22 protein-coding genes and 1 tRNA gene are annotated in these 23,071 nt (G+C 67.4%); 13 read left to right on the top strand and 10 right to left on the bottom strand.

Annotated elements, in window-relative coordinates; genetic code table 11:
• Nucleotides 1–577 precede the first annotated feature (577 nt).
• Together JZ792_RS29800 and JZ792_RS29805 are read left to right on the top strand one after the other, a co-directional pair.
• On the top strand, nt 578–1,162 hold the full coding sequence (locus tag JZ792_RS29800) for an AMIN-like domain-containing (lipo)protein (protein WP_216915698.1): 585 nt from the start codon (nt 578–580) through the stop codon (nt 1,160–1,162).
• Nucleotides 1,163–1,386: 224 nt separating this feature from the next.
• Nucleotides 1,387–1,920: an Rv2240c family protein gene (locus tag JZ792_RS29805; RefSeq protein ID WP_216915701.1), complete on the top strand. Its 534-nt coding sequence runs from the start codon at nt 1,387–1,389 to the stop codon at nt 1,918–1,920.
• Here JZ792_RS29805 and JZ792_RS29810 read toward each other — a convergent pair.
• Nucleotides 1,914–2,237: a hypothetical protein gene (locus JZ792_RS29810; RefSeq protein ID WP_216915702.1), complete on the bottom strand. Its 324-nt coding sequence runs from the start codon at nt 2,235–2,237 to the stop codon at nt 1,914–1,916. The two genes, JZ792_RS29805 and JZ792_RS29810, sit on opposite strands and share 7 nt — an antisense overlap.
• Nucleotides 2,238–2,370: 133 nt before the next feature.
• A complete protein-coding gene (locus tag JZ792_RS29815) occupies nt 2,371–3,225 on the bottom strand; it encodes a metallophosphoesterase family protein (RefSeq protein WP_216915704.1) in 855 nt (284 codons plus the stop codon).
• Between the two features lie 172 nt (nt 3,226–3,397).
• Here JZ792_RS29815 and JZ792_RS29820 point away from each other — a divergent pair, with 172 nt between their 5' ends.
• The 3 genes from JZ792_RS29820 (at nt 3,398) to JZ792_RS29830 (ending at nt 8,516) form a co-directional block, all read left to right on the top strand.
• Nucleotides 3,398–5,104, top strand: a complete 1,707-nt coding sequence (locus JZ792_RS29820) for a GMC family oxidoreductase N-terminal domain-containing protein (RefSeq protein ID WP_216915706.1) — start codon at nt 3,398–3,400, stop codon at nt 5,102–5,104.
• Nucleotides 5,105–5,177: 73 nt separating this feature from the next.
• Nucleotides 5,178–6,947 carry an arginine--tRNA ligase gene (argS, locus tag JZ792_RS29825; RefSeq protein ID WP_216915709.1) on the top strand — a complete coding sequence of 590 codons (1,770 nt, stop codon included), beginning with the start codon at nt 5,178–5,180 and terminating at the stop codon, nt 6,945–6,947.
• 150 nt (nt 6,948–7,097) lie between these two features.
• Complete coding sequence (locus JZ792_RS29830; RefSeq protein WP_216915711.1) at nt 7,098–8,516, top strand: AIM24 family protein; 1,419 nt, start codon at nt 7,098–7,100, stop codon at nt 8,514–8,516.
• An 18-nt stretch (nt 8,517–8,534) separates the two neighbouring features.
• On the opposite strand, the gene JZ792_RS29835 is transcribed toward JZ792_RS29830, so the two are convergent.
• A complete protein-coding gene (locus tag JZ792_RS29835) occupies nt 8,535–9,548 on the bottom strand; it encodes a DUF6745 domain-containing protein (protein ID WP_216915713.1) in 1,014 nt (337 codons plus the stop codon).
• A gap of 55 nt (nt 9,549–9,603) precedes the next feature.
• Nucleotides 9,604–9,930 carry a DUF8820 family protein gene (locus JZ792_RS29840; RefSeq protein ID WP_109527866.1) on the bottom strand — a complete coding sequence of 109 codons (327 nt, stop codon included), beginning with the start codon at nt 9,928–9,930 and terminating at the stop codon, nt 9,604–9,606.
• A 149-nt stretch (nt 9,931–10,079) separates the two neighbouring features.
• On the opposite strand from JZ792_RS29840, the gene JZ792_RS29845 reads away from it, so the two are divergent.
• The 6 genes from JZ792_RS29845 (at nt 10,080) to JZ792_RS29870 (ending at nt 16,472) form a co-directional block, all read left to right on the top strand.
• Nucleotides 10,080–11,051, top strand: coding sequence for an STM4015 family protein (locus JZ792_RS29845; RefSeq protein WP_216915715.1), 972 nt, complete (start codon nt 10,080–10,082; stop codon nt 11,049–11,051).
• A 129-nt stretch (nt 11,052–11,180) separates the two neighbouring features.
• Nucleotides 11,181–12,194 carry an STM4015 family protein gene (locus JZ792_RS29850; RefSeq protein WP_216915717.1) on the top strand — a complete coding sequence of 338 codons (1,014 nt, stop codon included), beginning with the start codon at nt 11,181–11,183 and terminating at the stop codon, nt 12,192–12,194.
• 82 nt (nt 12,195–12,276) lie between these two features.
• Entirely contained in the window at nt 12,277–13,416 is a 1,140-nt protein-coding gene (locus JZ792_RS29855; protein ID WP_216915719.1) for an STM4014 family protein, read from the top strand.
• Nucleotides 13,413–14,246 (top strand): STM4013/SEN3800 family hydrolase, encoded by an 834-nt coding sequence (locus tag JZ792_RS29860; protein ID WP_254190537.1) that lies wholly within the window; start codon nt 13,413–13,415, stop codon nt 14,244–14,246. The genes JZ792_RS29855 and JZ792_RS29860 overlap by 4 nt, the downstream gene beginning before the upstream one ends.
• Nucleotides 14,243–15,583, top strand: a complete 1,341-nt coding sequence (locus JZ792_RS29865; RefSeq protein WP_216915722.1) for an STM4012 family radical SAM protein — start codon at nt 14,243–14,245, stop codon at nt 15,581–15,583. Before JZ792_RS29860 ends, JZ792_RS29865 begins: the two co-directional genes overlap by 4 nt.
• Nucleotides 15,584–15,590: 7 nt before the next feature.
• Nucleotides 15,591–16,472 (top strand): STM4011 family radical SAM protein, encoded by an 882-nt coding sequence (locus tag JZ792_RS29870; RefSeq protein ID WP_216915724.1) that lies wholly within the window; start codon nt 15,591–15,593, stop codon nt 16,470–16,472.
• Nucleotides 16,473–16,475: 3 nt separating this feature from the next.
• Here JZ792_RS29870 and JZ792_RS29875 read toward each other — a convergent pair whose 3' ends face one another.
• The 4 genes from JZ792_RS29875 to JZ792_RS29890 all read right to left on the bottom strand — a co-directional run bounded on the left by JZ792_RS29875 (nt 16,476) and on the right by JZ792_RS29890 (nt 21,132).
• Nucleotides 16,476–17,432, bottom strand: coding sequence for an alpha/beta fold hydrolase (locus JZ792_RS29875; protein ID WP_216915726.1), 957 nt, complete (start codon nt 17,430–17,432; stop codon nt 16,476–16,478).
• Nucleotides 17,433–18,386: 954 nt separating this feature from the next.
• Nucleotides 18,387–18,962: an LppA family lipoprotein gene (locus tag JZ792_RS29880; protein ID WP_216915728.1), complete on the bottom strand. Its 576-nt coding sequence runs from the start codon at nt 18,960–18,962 to the stop codon at nt 18,387–18,389.
• Nucleotides 18,959–20,698, bottom strand: a complete 1,740-nt coding sequence (locus tag JZ792_RS29885) for an alpha/beta hydrolase (protein ID WP_216915730.1) — start codon at nt 20,696–20,698, stop codon at nt 18,959–18,961. Before JZ792_RS29885 ends, JZ792_RS29880 begins: the two co-directional genes overlap by 4 nt.
• Nucleotides 20,698–21,132 carry a hypothetical protein gene (locus tag JZ792_RS29890; protein WP_216915732.1) on the bottom strand — a complete coding sequence of 145 codons (435 nt, stop codon included), beginning with the start codon at nt 21,130–21,132 and terminating at the stop codon, nt 20,698–20,700. The genes JZ792_RS29885 and JZ792_RS29890 overlap by 1 nt, the downstream gene beginning before the upstream one ends.
• Before the next feature lie 68 nt (nt 21,133–21,200).
• On the opposite strand from JZ792_RS29890, the gene JZ792_RS29895 reads away from it, so the two are divergent.
• Together JZ792_RS29895 and JZ792_RS29900 are read left to right on the top strand one after the other, a co-directional pair.
• Nucleotides 21,201–21,677 (top strand): DUF1772 domain-containing protein, encoded by a 477-nt coding sequence (locus JZ792_RS29895; protein WP_216915734.1) that lies wholly within the window; start codon nt 21,201–21,203, stop codon nt 21,675–21,677.
• Nucleotides 21,678–21,789: 112 nt separating this feature from the next.
• A complete protein-coding gene (locus JZ792_RS29900; protein WP_216915736.1) occupies nt 21,790–22,188 on the top strand; it encodes a PPOX class F420-dependent oxidoreductase in 399 nt (132 codons plus the stop codon).
• Here JZ792_RS29900 and JZ792_RS29905 read toward each other — a convergent pair whose 3' ends face one another.
• Both JZ792_RS29905 and JZ792_RS29910 read right to left on the bottom strand, forming a co-directional pair.
• Entirely contained in the window at nt 22,189–22,605 is a 417-nt protein-coding gene (locus JZ792_RS29905; protein WP_216915738.1) for a VOC family protein, read from the bottom strand.
• 241 nt (nt 22,606–22,846) lie between these two features.
• Nucleotides 22,847–22,920 (bottom strand) — tRNA-Leu (locus tag JZ792_RS29910).
• Nucleotides 22,921–23,071 lie beyond the last annotated feature (151 nt).

The raw sequence follows: 23,071 nt of genomic DNA on the forward strand, positions 1-23,071 counted from the left end.
GCCCACGTCCGGCGTGGCGATCCGGCTCGATACCACCTCCGCGAGTGCCGAATTGCCCGAATTCGTCCCACCCTCGACCGCGCGGGTCGCATGTCGACCGTGACTCGACCTGCGCCACGGGCACGTTCGACTCCCACATCCGGGTCCGGTACGCGTACGCACTGGTCACACCGAATAATCGACCGTCCTTGCGAGTGTGCGTACCGCTGCAAGGACGGGGCTCCGATCGAGGCGATCGACGGCCTCGGCACCCGAAAGGCACTGACCGACAGACGGATTACCGACCCCGGCGCGCATATGGCGAATTCGCGACGGACAGCCGGGGGCGAGACCCGGCATCCGATCGTCTCCCACCCCCGCCGCACCCGGGTTCGCGACCTCGGGCGCAACTACTCCCCGGCACCGCAAACGCGAGAATACCGGTCTCCAGCATCATTTCAGCAAACTTTCTGCGCGATGGTTTTCACCTCGTCGTCCACGGCCCAGATCCCGCCGGATGTCCGCGCGCGAACATCCATGCGGCACAGTCCGGCCCGTTTCCGCCGCCGCACAGCATTCACTCAGTAACATCAGTCACATGCGTAACACGATTGTGTCGACGATCGCGGTGACGGCGGCCCTGCTCGCGGGCTGTGACGACAGCGACACCACCCAGCCCCGGTCGAATGTGTCCAGCGCCGCCAGTACGACCGGCACCTTCGCCGACGTACCGGCGCCCGCTCCCGCCGACACGCAACCCAAACGCGGCGAACCGTCCTCCGGCGCGGGTCTCACCGTGACCGGTATCCGCATCGGCGCGCAACCGGGATTCGATCGCGTGGTCTACGACCTCGGCGGCACGGGCAGTCCGGGATGGATCGTGCAGTACACCGATCGCGCCGTGCAGGACGGGAGCGGAAATCAGATCGACGTCGCGGGCCGGTCGATCCTGGAAGTACAGATCACCGGTTCGGCGTATCCGTTCGACAGCGGCGTGACCCCCTACGAGGGCCCGGATCCGGCGACCGACCCGGGTACTCCCGGAATCGCCGGGGTGTACCGGACCGTCGTCTTCGAGGGCACCACGCAGTCGTTCATCGGCGTGAACGCCGCCAGACCCGGTTTCTCGGTCAGCACCCTCACCAACCCGAGCCGGCTCGTCATCGATATCGCCACGCGTTAGCCTGCCCGCGCGCACACTCGCGCCGGAATCGTCGCTTTCGTCCTTCTCCGCCGCGCGGGCGGTACCCCCGCCCGGATCGGTATCCGCCCCCGGAAAATCGATGGTCTCGATCTGGGCACGCACGGCTGACGTGCACCCGGTGGAACAAGTACCGTCGAGTGGTCCGGTACGATACGCAACCCTCGTGGAACCGGACACCCCGAGGGGAGAGAGGCGACACCGACATGCGACAACTGGAACGAGCGGGCCTTACCGCCGCAGCTGCCGCCACCGTAATCGGCATCCTCTTCCTGGGTGCGTGCTCCACGTTGGTGACCGGAACCGCCGAGGTGAACCAGACCGATCTGGCCGCCTATCGGTCCGATATGACGGCCTCCTCGATCTCGGCCTCCTCCTCCCGCGCCGCCGCCGCGCAGACGGCGACCGAGGCAGCCTGCGACACCTTCTTCTCCGCGAACGAGAGTTCGGTCAGCAGCTTCAATGCCTACATCGACGCCAGCAACAGCAGCGCACCCGACACCGACGCCAAGGCCACCGGCGCGGTCACCGCGTTGCGCGGCAACGCGCAGAACATCGACCGCGCGGTGACACGGGAGGTACTGCCCGACGTGGCCGCGAAGTTGCGGGCCTACCGCGACGACACCAATGCCCTGGCCGGCACCCTGGAACAGCGGGTGGACATCACGACGCTCAACGTGGCCATCGACAAATTCAACGCCACCAAGAACGTCGCGCGCGACACCTGCCGCGCCTACTGATTCCCGCCGAGGCCGAGTCGGGGCACGATCCCGGTATCACCCTGATCGGTGCGGCGTCGACGCTCCAGGACCAGGAGCGCCACCCCACCGATCAACGCCGCTCCCGCGATGACGGCGCCGACGATCGCCAGGCCCGGGTAGCCCGCCGTGACGAGCACTGCGGCCAGCACCGCGAAGGCGAGACCGGTGCCCGCGACACCGATTCCCGGCCAGTGCCGGGGATCGGCGAGTATCGCCCCGGTTCCGGCCACCTCCGGGCGCGCGATATCGGGTGCGTCGTCGAGCGGGGGTATCTCCCACGTCCCTTCGGTTTTCATGGCGTCACGACCTCGGCTGTGCGATTCGGGCCGGACGCCCGAACTCTGCTACGCGCCGAGTTTCCCGTCACGGCGCCCGCAAACCGATCGGCGAGAAACAGTGCGCGGCAAAAACAACCGAGGTGGTGCCGAATCAGACCGCCAGATCCTGCGCCGCCGACTCCGCCGCGTACGGCAGCGGCAACACCAGCCAGGAATCGGCGCTGCGGTAGTCGGGCAACGCGGAGCCCTCGGGATCGGCGCCGAGACCTTCGACCCGCGTCGTCGCGCCGTCGCCGCGGTCGACGCTGTCGGTATAGCGGTAGTGCAGGTGGCCGTGCAGCAGCAGATCGGGGCGCAACGTGCGCACCACGCGCTGGATCCGATCCTGATTCGGCAGGCATTCCGGCAGGTTCTTGCGGTTCCAGTCCGGATCGGAGCCGCGCGGCTTGTCATGGGTGAGCAGGACATCGACCGGACTGTCGTCCGCGAGCAGGGCATCGCATTCGTCGTCGGTCATCTCCTCCTCCGGGAACCACAGTGTCTCCGCGGTGACCGGATGACGCGCGGAGCCGAACTGCCTGCGGCGTCGGGCCGTGCGCTCCTGCGAGGCCTCGTGCGCGAGCCGCCACTGCTTGTCGACGGAGTAGGCGCCGCCGAACGCGGCGAACCGGGTGCCTTCCCAGGTCCAGCGCAATCCGCGCGGCGCGTAGCGGATGTTCTTGCGGCACACCAGGAAGCCCTCGTCGTCCGGTTCGGCGCCGTACATCCCGTGCAGCAGGGAGGATTTGTCGTGATTGCCGTCGAGGAAATACACCTGCACGCGGCATTTGCGCGCGGCCCGGTTCACCACGTCGAAATAGCGACGGCCCGCCGCGATGTGTTCCCACGCCCCGAAATCCCCGAGCACGAAGAGCCGGTCGCATTCCTGGCGCAGCGCGACGCGCAACAGCGCCAGCGCGTGGCCGGTATTGCCGTGCAGGTCACCTGTCATCAGAACGCTCCCCATCTCCCCATGGTGACAGCGCCCGCGCGGCCGGGCATCCGCATTTCTACCTGGTGCCGGGTAGTGCTCCGCCGCCGATCTGGCCGGAAATGTGGATCGGATGTCCCCGGATCTCTCTCGTACGGCACCGGATCTCGGGAACAGTGGGCACCCGACACTTCGGCAAAGGACGGTTATGAGCGGCAAGTCCCACCACTACGACGTGCTGGTGATCGGTTCCGGGTTCGGCGGCAGCGTCACGGCGCTGCGCCTCACCGAGAAGGGTTACCGGGTCGGCGTGCTGGAAACCGGCCGTCGCTACGCCGACCACGAATTCGCCAAGAATTCCTGGCACCTGCGTGAATATCTCTGGGCGCCCAGACTCGGATGTTTCGGCATCCAGCGGCTGACCCTGCTCAAGGACACCTTCGTCATGAGCGGCACCGGCGTCGGCGGCGGCTCGCTGGTCTACGCCAATACCCTCTACGAACCGCCGGAGACCTTCTACCAGGACAAGCAGTGGGCCCACATCACCGACTGGCGTGACGAACTCGCCTCGCATTACGACCAGGCCACCCGCATGCTCGGCGTGACGACCAATCCGGCGACCACCCCGTCGGATCGGGTACTGCTCGAGGTCGCGAAGGATATGGGCATCGCCGACACCTACCGGCGCACCCCGGTCGGTGTGCTGTTCGCCGACAAGGACGCGCGGCCCGGCGAATCGGTCGCCGACCCCTATTTCGGCGGCGCCGGACCGCAGCGTTCCACCTGCACGCACTGTGGGGAATGTATGACCGGTTGCCGTCACGGGGCCAAGAACACGCTGGTGAAGAATTACCTCTACCTGGCCGAACAGGCGGGTGCCACCGTCCATCCGCTGACCACCGCGGTCACCGTGCGCCCGCGGCCGGAGGGCGGATACGCCGTCGACACCGTCCGCACCGGACGCTGGATCCGCAAACAGCGCACGACCTTCACCGCCGACCAGGTGGTGTTCTCGGCCGCCGCGCTCGGCACCCAGCAACTGCTGCACAATCTCAAGGATCGCGGGCACCTGCCGAATATCTCCGATCGGCTCGGCGAACTGTCGCGCACCAATTCCGAGGCCGTACTCGCGGCACGGGCGCGCGGTAAGGATTCCGATTTCACCAGGGGCGTCGCGATCACGTCGTCGATCCATCCCGACCCGCACACCCACGTCGAACCGGTCCGCTATGGCAAGGGCAGCAATTTCATGGGACTGCTCACCACCGTGCTGGTCGACGGGCAGGAGGGCAAACGGCGCTGGGTGCTCGGCGCGCGCGAATTGTGGCGGCAGCGACGCGATCTGACGACGTTGCACAATCCCTCGCACTGGTCCGAGCGGATGATCGGCCTGCTCGTCATGCAGAACATCGACAATTCGATCGTCACCTACAACAAACGCGGCCTCTTCGGCAGGCGCATGACCACCAGGCACGGCAACGGCACGCCGCCGCCCGCCTGGATCCCGGTCGGCAACGAGGTCACCCGCCGGGTCGCGGAGAAGATCGACGGTATCCCGCAGGGCAGCTGGACCGAGATGGTGAACATTCCGATCACCGGGCATTTCATCGGCGGTTGCCCGATCGGCGATTCACCGGTCACCGGTGTGGTCGATCCCTATCAGCGGCTCTACGGATACGAAGGGCTGCATGTCGTGGACGGTTCGACCATCTCGGCCAATCTCGGCGTCAATCCGTCGCTCACCATCACCGCCCAGTCCGAGCGCGCGATGTCGCTGTGGCCCAACAAGGGTGAGGTGGATCCGCGCCCGACGCTCGGTACGCCGTACCGCCGCGTCGCACCCGTCGCACCGAAGAATCCGGTGGTGCCGGTGGCGGCCCCCGCCGCCCTGCGGCTGCCGATCACCCCGGTCTGACGGCCCGGAATTCGCTGGCTCCGGCTCGCACCCGACTGGAATACTGGCCACTCCGACCGAGGAGGGACCAGCCGTGGACCAGTCCGGGGTTCTATCGCTCAACGACCGGGTGAGCAGCGCCGTCACCGCGGCGATCGGCCGTCTGCGGCCCGATGTGCCCGACGCCGACGCGATGGTGCGACGTTCCACGCACGCCGATTTCCAGTCCGGCGCCGCGATGGCGCTGGCCCGGCGGACCGGGCTGAACTCACCCGATCTCGCCGCCGCGCTGGCGACCGAACTCGGCGCGACGGAACCGCTGTCGGGTGCGACGACGTCGGGACCGGGCTTCCTGAATCTCGCGGTCACCGACCGTGCCGTGTGGGAGCAGATCACCGCGCGCCTGGACGATCCGCGCCTGGGCGTCGCCGCGTCGGAAGACCGGCGGCGCACGGTCGTCGACTATTCCGGGCCGAATATCGCCAAGGAGATGCACGTCGGCCACCTGCGGACCACGATCATCGGCGACTGTCTGGTCCGGGTGCTCGACTTCCTCGGCGCGACGGTGATCCGGCGCAATCACCTCGGGGACTGGGGAACCCAATTCGGGATGCTCATCCAGTACCTCACCGAACATCCCGACGCGCGGTGGCGCCACGGCGAGGTGTCGGGCGACTCGGGCGACACCGAGTCGGTGTCGGCGTTGGACGGCCTCTACAAGCGGGCACGGGCGGAATTCGACGCCGACGCCGCGTTCGCCGAACGCGCCCGCGCGCGGGTCGTCGCGCTGCAATCCGGTGACGCCGAGACGCGGGAGCGGTGGCGGGAGATCGTCGCCGAATCCGAACGGGCCTTCGCCGTGGTCTACGCACGGCTCGGCGTGCTGCTCACCCCGCAGGACTCGGTGGGCGAATCCAGTTACGCCCCGGTACTCGCCGACACCGTCGAAGCCCTGGTCGCGGCCGGTATCGCGGTGGACAGCGAGGGCGCGCTCGTCATCCTGTCCGAGGAGGTCCTCGGCCCCGACGATCGGCCGGTGCCGCTCATGGTCCGCAAGAGCGACGGCGGATACGGCTACGACACCACCGATCTCGCCGCGCTGCGGCAACGGATCGACGTACTCGGCGCGCAGCGGTTGCTCTACGTGACCGATTCCCGGCAGGCACTGCACTTCCGGCTGATCTTCGAGGCCGCGCGCCGGGCGGGCTGGCTCACCGACGATATCGAGGCCGAACATATCGCCTACGGCACGGTGCTCGGCCCGGATGGGCGGCCGTTCAAAACGCGGGCGGGCGGTACCGTCCGGCTGCTCGACCTGCTCGACGACGCGGTCACGCACGCCGAGGCGATCGTCACGGACAAGAATCCCGACCTGCCCGCCACGACGGTGCGCCGGATCGCCGAACAGGCCGGGATCGGCGCGGTCAAATACGCCGACCTGTCCACCTCGCGGATCAAGGATTACACCTTCGACCCGGCCCGGATGGTCGCGCTGAACGGCAATACCGCCGTCTATCTCCAGTACGCCCACGCCCGCATCCGCTCCATCCTGCGCAAGGCGGCGAACGAGCGGCACGAGGTCGATCCCACCGTCTGCCCGGAGCCCGCCGAACGGTCACTCGCCCTCGAACTGGACGGCTACGCCACGGTTCTGGCCGAGGTCGGCGCGACACTCGAACCGCACCGGCTGTGCGGGTACCTCTACGACCTCGCCCGCGCCTTCACCGCCTTCTACGACCGGTGCCCGGTCCTGACCTCGCCGGAACCGGTGCGCGGCAACCGGCTCGCGCTGTGCGCCCTCACCGCGCGCACCCTCGAACAGGGACTCGGACTACTCGGCATCGCCGCGCCGGAACGGATGTGACGGGTCGTCGCACACCACCGCCCGCGCGGTGCGAGCGGCCGTGTCACACGCGCCGAACCACCGGGAACGGTGGCGCGCGAGCCGAAGTCGGGACACACTTGAGGCCGTGAGCCGCGTGTCATTCGGACCTACCGTGAAACGGGCCGCGCGATGACCGCGCTGGCCCGGGGCGAGAACCGTCCCGCGCCCGCCGATCAGCTGACGATCACCGTCAACTGCTCGGCGCCTGTCGACGTCTCGGCGCTGCTGCTCGGGTCGAACGGGAAGGTGCGCTCCGACGCCGATTTCGTCTTCTTCAACCAACCCACCGGGCCCGGGGTCACCTACCGGCACGGCCGGGGTGCGGGGGATGTCGTCGACGTGCGGACCAGCGCGCTGCCCGCCGACGTGGAGCGCGTCGTCGTCACCGCGAGTCTGGACGGAAGCGGTCCACGCACCTTCGCGGGCGCGAATTCCCTGCTCGCCACCATCGGATCGGACGCGGGCACGCTGACCTTCCCGATGACGGGGCTGAGCACCGAGACCGCCGTGGTGTGCGTGGAGATCTACCGTCGCGCGGGCGCGTGGAAGGTGCGCGCGGTGGGGCAGGGCTACGACAACGGGCTCGCCGGTATCGCGACGGCCTTCGGCGTGGATATCGATGCCGAACCCGCGCAACCCGCCCCCGCGCCGCCGCAGCCCGCCTACTCACAGCCACCGCAGCAGCCACCGTATCCGCCTGTGGCGCAGCCCTATTCACCTCCGCCGGCCGGTTCCCACCCTCCGGCGTCGGGCTACCCGATGCCCGCCGCGCCGCCCCCGATGTCAGCACCGCAGCAAGGAGCACTGCCGATGCAGAGCGATCTGTTCAACCCGAGCTTCGCCGAGGCCACCGGCGTCGGTATCCAGAAGCAGGGCGGCAAGATGATCAAGGTCGCCGTCAACGGCGAGACCATGGCGCGCGCCGGATCGATGGTCGCCTACCAGGGCGATCTCAACTTCCAGGCGCTCGGCTCCGGCGGTATCGGCCGCGCGATCCAGCAGCGGCTCACCGGCGAGGGCGTGCCGTTGATGAAGGTCACCGGACGCGGTGACCTGTTCGTCGCCAGCAATGCCTCCGACGTGCACACCATCGATCTGGACGGCAGCGACGGGCTCACCATCAACGGCGCGAACGTCCTCGCCTTCGATTCGAGCCTGCGCTACGACGTCAAACGCGTGCAGGGCGCGGCCGGATACGCCAGTAACGCGGGCCTTTTCAACTGCGTGTTCACCGGACGCGGCCGGATCGCCATCACCACCCACGGCACCCCGGTGGTACTGAATGTCGACCAGCCGACCTACGCCGATCCGCAGGCCGCCGTGGCCTGGTCGTCGAGTTTGCAGACCGGGATCAAACGCAACGACTCCTTCGGCCTCGGCCGTCTCATGGGCCGCAGCACCGGCGAGGGCATCACGTTGTCGTTCTCCGGTCGCGGATTCGTGATCGTCCAGCCGTCCGAACTGCCGCCGGGCGGTTTCATCGGCGGCACCGGCGGTGGTCAGCAGGCAGGTCAGAGCGGTGGCCTGTTCGGCGGCGTCCTCGGCTGACGTCGGGCTCCGAACCGCTCAGGTCTGCTTCAGCGGTTCGTAGTCCTCCGCGCTGACGCCGAAGGTCCAGGCGACGCCCTCGCGCGCGGTTTCCGTGTCCGGCGGAACCCGCAGCCAGTAGGTGCGATTGGTCCCGTCCGGTTCGGGGGTGGAGTTGACGACCTCGACCATCGCGACATCCTCGTCACCGTCGAGTTCGATACGCCACAGCACGCCGGTCTCGTCCTTGTGGATCGGCTTGGCGCCCGATTCGTCCAGGTAGCGGTCGTAGCCGTAGTACTCCAGCATCACCCGGCGCAGTTCGGCGTTCTCCTCCTGGCGGATCTTCTCGGCGGTCAAACCGCTCAATCCGTCGAGGAATTCGGCGGGCACCGGCATACCGCGCCACGCGTACAGCGCGAATCCGTCGGCGTAGGCGAGGGCGGGCCCGTCGCCGCGGTCCAGCCGTCCGGCTTCGTCGCGGTGCAGTTCGGTGGGTCGTTCGCTGATCAGCGCGACCTTCTCGTAGGGCCACCACAGACCGGCCTCGCGGGCGATGGTGGCGAGCGCGGCGAGCGGTTGTCCGGGTTCGGTGCCGAACGCGGACAGCCACGCGGCGTCGAACTGCCCCAGCGCGGCGTCGAGCAGCAGCAGCCGAATCTTGTTCCGCTTCTTGGGTTTCGACGACACCTCCTCGATGACACCGGTCCGGATGCGGTCGACGACCGTACTGGTCAGGTCCCAGAGGTCCGCACCGGTCGCCTGCCAGTGCTCGCCGAATCCGATCGGGCCGAGTTCGGCGTGCGAACGCGCCCGCTCGGCCGCCCACGGACCATTGCGCACGGCCTCGCGTACGCAGGCACCCGTCTCACCCAGCGCGCCGTCGGTCCGCAACATCCGCACCGCCTCCAACGGCGACCGCGCCCAGGCGATGCGCTCGGGCTCGGGGAGCCCGGCCTGCCGGTAGGCCGCGCGCACCGCGTCCTCGGTCACTTTCCGATCGCCGGGGCCCGTCGCCGATGCCACCGACCGCCACTCATCCCGCTTCGTCACGAACTCGCTCAATTCCGTACTTCCCGAATATCTTTCGACGTCTTCTCGTGTGTTCTCAGTCCGCGACGATGCGGACCGAACCGGGCACGTACTCACGCTGGCGCACCACCCGATACCAGCCCTTCGGCAATCCGATGGCGGCGTGTTCCTCGTGGACGACGCGACCGCCCTCGGGCAGGTGCAGCAGCATCGGACCGGTCGCCCCCGCTTCGCGAATCAACCTGCCCGGCCCTTGAACCGCGTGCGCGTGGCCGGTGACCTCCCCCAGCGCGAGCACCAGCCTGCCCCTGGCGTCCCTGGCCACCGAGGGCGCGTGGGCGGCCGAATCCGGTACCGCGCTCTCGTTCAACGGCATGATCAGAACATCACCCTGCCGATACATGATTTCCTCCCGTCGCGGCCCGAGATCCGAGCCGTGCCGAGACGTTAGCGCGCAGCACCGACAACTTCGTCCCCATCGGAAAAACGTCGGGATCGTTTGGTAGAAAACGCATATCGACCGCGAGTACCGGACAGAAGGGGAGTCGCGCGATGCGCGTAGGCGGCCATATGGAGGAGTTCGCCGGGCTACCGGTCTTCGCCTATCCACTCGACGAGGACGGGCCGAGATCCGGTCCGCTGCCCGCACCGGAGTCGGTGGCGTGGCGCGTGGAAGTGTCCTGGGAAGCCGATAAATCCTGGGAACAGTATTTCGAACGGTTCCTCGACGAGGTCGACACCACCGCTGTCAGCGCGCTGGTCATCGGCACGTGGGTCGGCGAGGACGACTACGACAAGGGTTCGGAATCGGTGATCGACGCGCTGGTGGCGGCGCGCGATCGGCTACCGGCGCTGCGTTCGGTCTTCCTGGGCGACATCACCTCCGAGGAGAACGAGATCTCCTGGATCAGGCAGGGGTCGGTGGCCCCACTGTTCGAAGCCTTCCCCCGACTCGAGGAATTCGGTGTGCGCGGTGCCATCAACCTGGAGATTCCCGTCGAGAGGCACGAGCGGCTGCGCAGTCTGACGGTGCAGACGGGCGGGCTGTCCGCCGAGGTGGTGCGCGCGATCGCGGCGGCCGACCTGCCCGCGCTGACCCATCTGGAAGTCTGGCTCGGCACCGAGAACTACGGCGCGGACGTGGTCATCGACGATCTGGCACCGATCATGACCGGCGAGCGACTGCCGAAACTGCGACATCTCGCGCTGCGCAACAGCGATATCCAGGACGAGATCTGCGGCGCGCTGGCCGCCGCACCGGTCGTGGCACGGCTGGATTCCCTCGATCTCTCGATGGGCGTGCTCACCGACGACGGCGCCGCCGCGCTGCTCACCGGCCAGCCGCTCGGTCACCTGAAATCCCTGGATATGCGGCACAACTACCTGACCGACGCGATGCGCGCTCGCCTGCGGGAAGTTCTGGAACCGGCCGATGTGGAGCTGAGGTCGGACGCGGGCACCGCCTGGGAGGACGGCACCGAAGAGGACGGCGACCTGCGACGATTCGTCGCCGTCGGCGAATGAGGCGGGCCGATTCGCGGATCGACCGCGAAATCCGCGCCGTGATTCACGCCCGGCGCTGCCGATGTCGGTGCGGCTTGGTAGAAACCACGGGATAGATCACGAGAACGGCCGAAAGGGACTGGGCGACATATGAGCATCGGCGACCACATGAAGGAGTTCGGCGGGTTGCCTGCCTTCGCTTTCCCCGAGCCGGAGAAGAAGAAAAAAGACGGGAAGAAGAAGGACGGAAAAAAGAAAGGCGACGAGAAGGCGGGCAAGAAGAACCTGCCCGCCGCCCGCTCGGTGGCCTGGCGCGTCGGGGTGTCGTCGTGGGGTTCCAAGGAAACCTGGGAGGAATGTTTCACCCGGTTCCTCGACGCCGTCGACACCACACAGGTCAAAGCCCTGATCGTCGGCCAGTGGACCGAGTCCTACGACAACGGGCCGGAATCGGTGATCGAGGCGTTGATCGCCGCGAAGGATCGCTTCCCCGCCTTGCGGTCGCTGTTCCTCGCCGACATCGTGATGGAGGAGAACGAGATCTCCTGGATCAAACAGTGCCGGATCACCCCGCTACTGGAAACCTTCACCGAACTCGAGGAATTCGGGGTGCGCGGTGGTCAGGATCTGGAATTTCCGGCGACGCGCCACGAGCGGCTGCGGAAATTGACCTTCGAGAGCGGCGGTCTGCCCGCCGAGGCCGTGCGAGGTATCGGCGCGAGCGATTTCCCCGAACTCACCCACCTCGATCTGTGGCTGGGCACCTCGGAATACGGCGGCGATGCCGCCGTGGAAGATCTGGCCCCGATTCTCACGGGCACCCGGCTGCCGAAATTGACGCACCTGGCGTTGCGCAACAGCGAGATCCAGGACGAGATCGCCACCGCGCTCTCGGCCGCGCCGGTGGTCGCCCGGCTCGAATCGCTCGACGTCTCGATGGGTGTGCTGTCCGACGACGGCGCGGCGGCACTGCTCACCGGTCAGCCGCTGAGCCATTTGAAATCCCTGGATATGCACTACAACTACCTGACCGACGCCATGCGCGAGCGGGTGCGTGCCGCGCTCGAACCCGCGGGCGTGGCACTGAGTCTGGACTCCGACGACGCCGAGCAGGACGACGAGGAAGACGGCACCGTCTGGCGTTTCGTCGCCGTCGGCGAGTGACGAGGGTCGTCGATGCGCCGTCGCGAGTCCGTGCGGAGTCGGTTGTGTCCTGGCGCTACCTCACCTCGGCACGTGACGCGCCATGACTGAGGTTCGCGGGCCCGCACCGCGCTGGGTGATCGTCGGCAACGGCGAGAACCGCAGGGTCGGCATGTTCGCCGAAGCCGCTGTCACGGCGGGTTCGGCGAAACCCCGCGTCCTCGAATGGCGTGACGTACTGCGCGAGGGCGGTCACGAATTCGCCGCCGACGAGATCGTGCGACTCGACTCGCCCGGCGAGAACGCCGAGGTGGATCGGGTACTGCGCGGCGTGCCGGATCCGACCCGGGTCGAGGGTTCGGCACGCTGGTACGTCCGCTTCCTCGAGGCGGTGCGTTCGCTGCGCGGCGGCGTCAGGCTCGACGATCCGGACGATATCGCCGTGCTGTTCGACAAGCGCCTGTGCCACGAACGGCTTGCTCGGGCAAACGTTCCGGTGCCGCCCGCGCTCACCTCGGGCACGGCCGCACCGGTCGGCGATTGGTCGGAGATCCGCGAGCGCATGCGCGAGGCGGAGATGGCGCGCGTGTTCGTCAAACTCGCGCACGGGTCGTCGGCCTCGGGCGTGCTCGCGGTCGAATCGACGCGCGCGGGCCGGATCCGGGCGACGACGTCGGTCGAGATCACCTCCGACGGCACACTCCACAACTCGCTGCGGATACGGCGTTACACCGACGAACACGAGATCGCCGAGATCGTCGACCGGCTCGCACCGGACGGTCTGCACGTCGAGCGCTGGATTCCGAAGGCCTCGCAGGACAACCGATCGGCCGATCTGCGCGTGGTGGTGATCGCGGGCCGCGCGACCCACGTCGTCGTCCGAACCAGCCGGGCGCCGATGACCAACCTGCATCTCGGGGGGAGTCGCGGTGACGTGGACGCGGTGCGCGCCGCGGCGGGCGAGCACTGGGCCGAAGCGATGGCGATCTGCGAACGTGCCGCCGCCTGTTTCCCCGGAACGCTGTGCGTCGGTGTGGATCTGCTTCCCGTGATCGGCTGGCGGCGATTCGTCGTCGGCGAGGTCAATGCCTTCGGCGACTTGCTGCCGCGACTCACCGGTCTGCCCGACGGACCCGCCGCCGGACTCGACACCTACACCGCGCAGATCCGCGCGGCCTGCGACCGTCATCCCGTCGCGTCGCCGACCGTGTCGTCGCGATCCATGGCCGGGTGCGCTTCATGACCGGCCCCGACCCGCGCCCGGATATGACCGAGGTGATCGGCCGCGACGATCTGTTGCTGCTCACCCTCGACACCCTGCGCTACGACATCGCGGTCGAAGCGGCCGCCGCCGGCCGTCTGCCCAATCTGGCCGCACACCTGCCCGGCGGGCAGTGGCAACGACGCCATGCCCCCGGCAGTTTCACCTACGCCTCCCACCACGCGATATTCGCCGGATTCCTGCCGACCCCGGCCGCGCCCGGCCCGCATCCGCGCCTGTTCGCGGCGCGTTTCGCGGGAAGCGAGACGACGGCGGACGGAACCTTCGTCTTCGACGAACCCGATCTGGTGACCGCGTTCGCCGCGCGCGGGTACCACACGGCATGTGTCGGCGGTGTCGGCTTCTTCAACAAACAGGGCGCGCTCGGCAGCGTCCTGCCCGGCCTGTTCGCCGAAAGCCATTGGGAGAAGGAGTTTTCCGTCGCCTCACCGACCTCGTTCGAAGCGCAGGTGGCCTGTGCCGAACAGATCGTGTCCGCGCTGCCCGAGGACCGGCGGCTGTTTCTCTTCGTCAATGCCTCCGCACTGCATCAGCCCAACTGGTTCCACCTGCCGGGCGCTACCCGCGAGGCGGGTGACAGCCGGGCCACCCACGCGGCCGCGCTGGAATACATCGACCGTCACGTGGGACGCCTGTTCGACGTGATGCGTTCGCGGCGGCGATGTTTCGCCATCGTCTGTTCCGACCACGGCACCGCCTACGGGGACGACGGCTACACCGGACACCGGCTCGGCCACGAATCGGTGTGGACAGTCCCCTACGGCCACTTCTTCCTGGAGCCTCCCGCATGATCGACACCGTCGCGCTACCTCGGCCGTATCAGAACTACGTCTACGCGTATCCGCACAAAACCGCCTACCGTCCCCTCACGCCGCGACCGGCCATCGCCGACCTGTGGTCGGGCGAATCCACCGGCGCGCTCTCGCTGTACCTGCACATCCCCTTCTGCGAGGTCCGCTGCGGATTCTGCAATCTGTTCACCCGGGTCGGCGCGCCCGACGGACTCACCGGCCGCTACCTCGACGCGCTGACGCGCCAGGCCGAGACCGTGCGCGCGGCCCTCGGCGACACCGAGCCGGTGCGTTTCGCCAATGCCGCGTTCGGCGGCGGCACGCCGACCTTCCTCGAGGCCGGTGAACTGTCCAGGCTGTGCGATATCGCCGAGCAGGTGATGGGCGCGGACCTGCGCGCGATCCCGCTGTCGGTCGAGGCCTCACCGAGCACGGCGACCGCCGACCGGCTCGGCGTCCTGGCCGAGCGCGGGACCACCCGCCTGAGCCTGGGCGTGCAGAGTTTCATCGACGAGGAGGCCCGCGCCGCCGTGCGCCCGCAGCGCCGCGCCGATGTCGAAGCGGCACTCGGCCGGATCCGCGACACCGACATACCGGTGCTCAACATCGACCTGATCTACGGCATCGACGGCCAGACCGCGGCCAGCTGGCGGCTCTCACTCGACGCCGCGCTCGCGTGGCGACCGGAGGAGATCTACCTCTACCCGCTCTACGTCCGTCCGCTGACCGGCCTCGGCAGGAACGTCGACCCCGTCGCGGCCGAACACGATTGGGACGAGGAACGACTGCGCCGCTACGAGGAGGGCCGCGATCACCTGCTCGCCGAGGGTTACACCCAGGTCTCCATGCGGATGTTCCGCCGACTCGACGCGCCACCGCAGGGCCCCGACGACTACGCCTGCCAGACCGACGGCATGATCGGTCTGGGCTGCGGAGCCCGCTCCTACACCTCCGGCGTGCACTACTCGTTCGATTACGCCGTCGCCCCGCGTGAGGTCCGGGCCATCATCGACACCTACACGACCACCACCGATTTCACCCGCGCCGCCTACGGCCGGGTCATCGACGGTGACGAGGCCGAACGCCGGTACCTGCTGCAATCGCTGCTGCAAGCCGACGGGTTCTCCGTCGCGGAGTACCGCGGGCTCTTCGGCCGCGATCCCGGCGACGGCTTCGCCCCCGAACTCGAGTCGCTCGCCGAGCGCGGCTGGCTCGCCGACGCGGGATCGGACCGACTGCGCCTGTCGCCGCGCGGTCTCGCCTACTCCGACGCCATCGGCCCGGAATTCTTCTCCCCCGCCGTCCGCGCGGCCATGGCCGCCTACGAGCACCGGTGACCGGCCCGTGGACCTGACGATTCTCTACCGAGGGCCACTGTCGTCGTGCGATTACGACTGCCCGTACTGCCCCTTCGCCAAGCGGCGCGATTCGACCGAGCAGTTGCGCGCCGATCGCGCCGCACTGGCACGTTTCACGCGGTGGGCGGGTACCGCGACCGAGCACCGGCTCTCGATCCTGTTCACGCCGTGGGGTGAGGGGCTGGTCCGCTCCTGGTATCGCCGGGCGATGGTCGAACTGTCGCACCATCCGCATGTCGAGCGGGTCGCCATCCAGACCAACCTCAGCTGCCGCACCGAATGGCTCGCCGACGCCGATCGCGACACCGTCGCCCTGTGGTGCACCTACCATCCCGGCCAGACCCCGTACGCGCGCTTCCTCGACAAAACCGTCCGGCTGGCGAACGCCGGTGTGCGTTTCAGTGTCGGCATCGTCGGGCTGCCGGAACACTCGTCGCACGCGCGGCGGCTGCGCGCCGATCTGCCCGACCACGTCTACCTGTGGGTCAACGCCGCCGAGGGCCACACCTACACCGACGCCGAAGCCGACGACTGGACCGCCCTGGACCCGCTGTTCCCGTTCAGCCGTCACCCGCACCGTTCCGCCGGATTACCTTGCCGGACCGGCTCCTCGGTGATCTCGGTCGATGGCGAGGGCACCGTGCGTCGCTGCCATTTCGTACCGGAACCGCTCGGCAACCTCTACGACGGATCCTTCGCCCGTGCGGCCTCGCCACGCGGCTGTCCGCTCGCGGTCTGCGATTGCCATATCGGATACGTCCACCTGGAATCACTGCCGCTCTACGACGTCTTCGCCGGTGGGGTCCTGGAGCGGATCCCGGCCGCCGCGACCGGACACGGCCCGGTCGCCCTGCCCCTGCTCGGCTGAGCGTTACGCGGCGAGGGCGAAGCCGGAATCGAGCGTCTCGCCCGCACCGCTCACCCGCGTCATCAGGCGGGCCATCGCCTCGGCGACACCGGTCGGCTGCTCGAGGATGACCGAATGACCCGCGCCTTCGAGGATGACCAGATCCGCGTAGTCGACGGCGGCGGCCATCGCGACCGAATGCGACGGCGGCGTCATCAGATCGGCCGAGCCGCACAGCACCAGCGTGGGAATCCGCGACAGCGCGGCCAGCGCGTCGGTGCGGTCGTAGGTCATGAACGCGCTCAGGAAGCTCGCCATCGTCACGATGGGGGTCTCGTTGTGCATCGCGTTGGCCAGCGTGAGCACCCGGGGGCTGACGGTGCGGTCACCGAATTCGGCGGTGCGGATGATCGGGGCGAACACCGTGCTCGCTACCCGCTTGGCATGGTGCATGACGCGGGGCGCACGCCGGACGGCGGCTTGGAACAGCGACACGACGGGGTTGCGCAGCAGGCGGCCGAAGCCCGCGTCGGCCAGTCCGCTGGCGGCGGTGGCGATGAGCGCGACACCGACGACGCGGGTGCCGATCTCGTGCGGGTTCTGGGCCGCGTAGGTGAGCGCGGTCATCCCGCCCATCGAATGGCCGATCAGCACGACCGGGCCGGTCGGGGCGACCGCGTCGAGAACGTCACGCAGGTCGTGCCCGAGCTGGTCGAGGTTGTAGGTCTCCTGCGCCGCGGTGGCGGAGTCGCCGTGACCGCGATGGTCGTAGCAGACGACCCTGGCGCCGGCGTACCGTCGCGTCAGCTCGTCCCGGACGTAGGTCCAGGATTCGGCGCGCAGGCAGTGGCCGTGCAGGAGGACGACGGTCGACTCGGCGTCACGCGGGCCGTATTCGCGAACCGCGAGCTCGACGCCGTCTCGGGTCGAGACCGTGGCACGACGTTCCGCCGAGGCGGTGAAAGTGCTGGTGATCGACATCGGATACTCCGGTCTGTGTTGCGGGGACAGCTCTACTGTCCATCGCATCCACCTCCGATATCAGGTCCCCGAGTGCTGGGGGCGACGCACCAAGGGTGGGCAGATCACCACCAAGGTTGTGGTTCGAGCCGACGCGGCCGGAGTCGACGATGCCGTGAAACCGATATCCGCCCCGCGGTCACCGACCGGGGGCGGATATCTCGTCGGCGCGAATTGCATCAAATACCCACAATCGCCCGAATGGCTTCCAGCAGCGAGTTGATAAATTCGACAATCATCCGAATTCCCTCCTTCCCGCTTGGACCGGTCGGATCCCTCGAGTGTGTCTCTCGAATGAGATTACCCGGGAGCGCGAACCTAAACATCATTTGATTATTTAAAACCTGCCCTCCACCCATTCCTCCAGTCGTTCAACTGACCATATGGAAGAAAACAGGGAAATACGACGAGCAGTTTGCTAAGCGTCCCGCATAACCGACCAGAAGTTCACGCAGGCGACATTAACATCCATCAGCCCGGATCCAGCGCCGAGTCCACTGACATACATGCAGGTAGATCGATTTTTCTCGCCCCACACGAGTACGACCCCGAGGACTCTCGCGAACCGCTGAAACGCCAGCGAGTGGCTGGTTTTCAATCGATTCCTCCGGTGACGACGGGACCCATTCAAGATAAATGATTGGTAACGAAGCCAGGAGAATTCTTTTCCTCCAAAATAGTTCCGGATAGCGTTTCAGGTATCGCCAAACTGGTGGCGATGGTGGGGAAGTTCTCACCGCGATGCGATAGGAGAATCAGCATGGACGCACTCGTCGCGTTGATTACCGCGCTACTCACCACCCTGAGCGCGGGCTCGTAGCTCCATCGCGTAGTTGAACTGTGCCGGCCCAGCTCGTCGCGACGAGCTGGGCCGGTGCATGTGGTCAGGACGAATCCGGTGGGTCGGCGGTGGTCTCATCTGCCGCTCGGCGGGACGGGTGGGTTCGGTTCGGTGCTCGACTTCACCCGGCAGCCGGTGACCCCGCTGATCGATGTCGCCTCCATATGACCGAGGAACAGGTGATTCCAGGTGTTGTCGTAGAAACGCACATCGTGGTAGCCGGGCTTGTCGACACGCAACTCCATCTGGGTGACGCCATAAGACGCGGCGATCCGACGCGCGTCGGCGAGCACCTCGGGCCAGACATCATCGGGGATCGGCCCCGGAGCGAAAAGCGCCCCGACGTTCTTCTCGACCCCGCCGATGCGGTTACGGTGAAAGTCACCGCTACACGTGCCGTGGGTCGGCTTGCCGCTGGGCTCGAAGTGCAGGTCGGGCACCCGCGCGGTGACCGCTCGCGCGATGTCGTCGACCGCCTGGGTGATCCGCCGCGCCGTGTCTTCCAAGCTGGGCCAGCTGCGCAGCCGCTCCTCCAACCGCGCCAGGTGATGCTCGTCCATCTCGTCCTTTCCGGACAGGTCGCACGCGGTGCCGGTCAACGTGAGAAGCACGCCGATCAGGCCGACGCCGAGGATTTCGCGCAGTGTCACCGCACTGCCATCTCGGGATGACCGGCGGCGATCATGGCGAAGTTGTACGCGGTGATCGTGTCCTGATGCGGATACCGACTATGACCGGTGACACCACTGCGAGATCGCCCGTCGTATCCGACCCCGTCCTTGGTGGACAGATCATCGAAATCTCCGAAAGACGGGTCACCGCCGAATCTTCCGAGGTCGGCGACGGGGTCGTCGTCCGCCTCCGCGAGATAGGCATGGCCCGGTCGCAACCCCAGATCGGACGCGTCGTCGGCGAAAATCCCGGGGGAACCGAAGAAGACCGCGTCATCGACCACCGGCTTGCCCTGCTCCTGCAACTGCTGGAGCGCGAGTGCGGTGGTCGATGAACCATAGGAGTGCCCGAGCGTGGTGATATGCGGATCCGGTGTGGTCGACGCGGTGTCGAGCCCCTCCAGGAAACTCGCCAACTTCGGCGCACCCGCCCGCATCCGGTCCTCGGAGGCCGATCCGAGCGTTCCTTCGGCCCAGTTGTCCAGACTCTTCTGCGAGTCCCACGGAACCCCGCCCCCGGCATCGGGAGGCTCGTAGCCGATCCACGCGATCGCGGCTACCTTGGGATCCGCGTCGCCCCTGTACCGCAGCGCCTTCTCCGCCTCGGTCTGCAACCAGTTGGCCTCGTTCACCATGCCACTCAACGACCGATCGACGGTCGTGTCCTTGCCTGGGACCGCGACGGAGATGTGCTCTGCGGTATCCGGATCGCCGATGGCGAATGCCGCCTTCACCCGCTCTCCGGAGGTGTCCAACACCAGCAGCCGACCTTCCTCCGGGTTCGCTTCCAGAAGTTTGTCGACCTCATCCAGCGAAGCCAACTTCTCCTTCACCAGATCGCGTTCGGCGTCCTCGTTGGTGAACCACCCACCGGTCGGATGGTTGTCGATATCGGTGTTCAACTTCTCCAGCCGCTGCTGGAGCCGCTGTCTTTCGGTGGCGAGGACCGCGACGTTCGCCTCGTGCCTGGCCGCGGCCGGGATTCCGTCACGGTTGCCGATCCACTCGGGATGGCGGGCGACGACCTCCTTGCGTTCGGTGTCGGTCAGGCCGTCCCACCACGCCGCGTTCTGCGCGACCGTCGCGTTGTCGGGCGGCGCCGACACCGCCCGGTCGACACCGGGATCCTCGGTCCCCGCGATCACCGGCCGATCCAGCGCCTCCCCGACCGCATTACCGGCGTCTCGAACCTGTTGCGCCGCCGCACGGATCAGCCGATCCGCCGACCGCGCCGCGTCACGTAACTCGAAGAAGGCCTTGTCGATCAACCCCTGGTTGGCCTGCGCGTTCCCGGTGATCTCCGCGCGCTTGTCGGCCGGGGTGTTGTCGGCGAACCCCACCCGGAGGGTCCAATCGTCCTGCACCCGATACGTTTCCCCCGCGATCGGGGTGATGTTCTCGGCCGTCTCGACCTTGCCGATCAGATTGGCGCGTTCGCCGGTCAGCCGCAGCCCCGCCTGTCGCAGCACCGTCGCCAGATCGACGACCTCCGCGCTGATCTTCGACGCCTGCCGGTAGTCCTCGTCCACGCGATCGGAGGCGGCATCGTATGCCGCACCGGCCCAGGAGGTATGGGCGTCCGCGACCCGTCGCGTCATCCGCCGCAGTTCGTCGGCGTATCGACCGTTCGCCTCGTCCACGTAGTCGGCGAGTCCGGTGAGTACGGCGGGATCCCAGGAAACGACATTGGTCCTGGTCAACGCCCAGTCGCTCATCAGCGACGCTCCGGCGCGCGGTAATCGAATTCATCGAGCCGCCGCCCGAATTCCGCGTCGGTGACCGCGAGGTCGTCGGCGGCGACGCGCATCGCGGACGCCACCGCAGTGACCCGCCCGCTCGTGCGCAGCCACGCCCCCTCGGTGTATTCGGTCGCCAATTCGCACGCGGCCCCCAACGGCGTCCCGGCGAGACCACCCGCCACGGACTTCGCCCGTGTCCGAACGTCGATGCCATCGACGTTCGCCGCGACCTCATCCAAAGTTCCGGCCAGCGCTTTGATCTGATCGATATCGGCTTGCAGCACGATCCCCCTCGGAATGCCGGCAACGCTCCTGGGTCCGAGATCGTAGCCGACGCGGCAGCGGCTCGCCATCACGTCTTCGACCGGCACGTCCCGATCGGCGACCCAGAATCTAGCATCGCTAGACAAGCTAGCGAGCAGATGTTACCGTTGCTCCAGTTTCTAGCAATGCTAGATTTCAGGAAGGGGAAGCCGAAATGCTCGTTGTCACCGGCCAGATCATCGCCGTCGTCGCCGTTCTCGCCAATGGCGTCGTCTACGGCACCGACGTCTGCGGGGCCGTGATCACCCGGTCCGTGAACCACAAACTCGATGACGCGACCGTGACCATCAGCGCGGGATGGGGCCACTACTACGGCGACAGGCGTATGCCGATCGTCGGCGCGGGCGGCGTGATCGCCGCGGTGCTCACACTGCTGATCGCGCTGGCGGCCGGACAGATCGGCGCCGCCGTCGCGGCCGGGATCACGGTGGCGGCACTGCTGACCTGGCTGGCCTTCTACGTCCGCGTCGCCAAGCCGATCAATTCCCAGCAGACCGCCGCGGCGCTGAGCGGCATCATCCCGGCCAATGCCCGCGCGCTACAGGACAAGTGGGACAGCATTCTGAAGTACCGGGTCACCCTGCAATTCATCGCCATCGCCGGACTGTGCACCGCGCTGATCCTGTTCTGATCTCGGAGCACGCGAGACCTGAGCCGCACGACGAGTTCGTCACCGGCACCCGACAACTCCCGGCCGATCGCCGGGGCACACCTGATATCGAATTCGCCGAGGAGTATCCGACATGACCTTCACCATCAATGAACAACGGTTCCTCGCGGAGGCCGGAATCGGTCGACTGGCCACGGTGTCACCCGACGGCGTCGTGCAGAACAACCCGACCGGCTATCGCGTGAACGCCGACGGCTCGATCGATATCGGCGGCATGCGGATGCGCGCCAGCCGAAAGTTCCGCAATGTCGAGGCGGGCAGCCGAGTGTCGTTCGTCATCGACCAACAGGTTTCCTTGGAGCCGTATGTGATTCGCGGCATCGAGGTACGCGGCACGGCCGAGGCGCTCGACGACGAGGAGCCGCCCTTCCCACACCAGGAACGCGCGGTCATCCGCATTCACCCCGAACGGGTCATCTCCTGGGGCATCGACGGCGGATCCTTCGATTTCACCGGTCGCGGCGCCGAATAGTCAGGCGTGTACGACCAGTTCCAGAGCGATATTGTCGGGGTCGCGGAATTCCAGAATCGCCATGACCCCGAGTTCCTTGATCGGTTCGTGTTCGATGCCGTGATCATCGAGCAGCGCGACCGCCGCCTCGAGAGCAGCGCGATCCGGCAGGGTGAACGCCAAATGATCCAGCCCGCAACGGTCCTCGTGAAAACCGTCTTCGGCTACCGGCCGCAACCCCAGCAATTGGGTGTCGCTCACCCGGTAGAGGACTCCACCGAACAGGAACGAGAGCTTCTCGCGGGTGGCGTCGTCGGCGACGACGGGCACCTCCAGGTACACCGGCCACCCGAAAACGAGATCGTAGAATTTCCGAGACCGCTCGATATCGGACACCGTCAGCCGGACGTGATCGATGGATGTGGCAGCAATCGACATGCCATTGATGCTGCCACGTCCGGTTCCGGAATCCGCAGGGTGCACGTGCGCTATCGCGATTGCGCCTCCTCGAGCAGACCGAACCGCCGATCCCCACCGACAGCGAGTCGAATGCGATCCGCACCCCGTGGCGGAGGCGATGTACCAGGGCAGTCCGGTTGCTGCGGACTCACCGCGGACCGAGGTGGCTGCCGACGACAGGGACGACGACCGGAATACCGATTTACCTGCGGTTTCGTAGTGCCCCCAGTCGGACTCGAACCGACACTTGGCGGATTTTAAGTCCGCTGCCTCTGCCAATTGGGCTATAGGGGCGTGCGGGTCAGCCTACCGACTCGTACGCCTGTACCGGAATCCCGACATACCCTGGTGGGTCGAATGGGCGGATCATGTCAATCGCCGGTATTCCACGGAATTGCCAGAGGTCAAGGTGGACAACGTGATTTGCGAGGGCGGCCGTTCAGCG

The organism is Nocardia noduli (assembly GCF_019038455.1).
GTDB classification, from domain to species: Bacteria; Actinomycetota; Actinomycetes; order Mycobacteriales; family Mycobacteriaceae; genus Nocardia; species Nocardia noduli.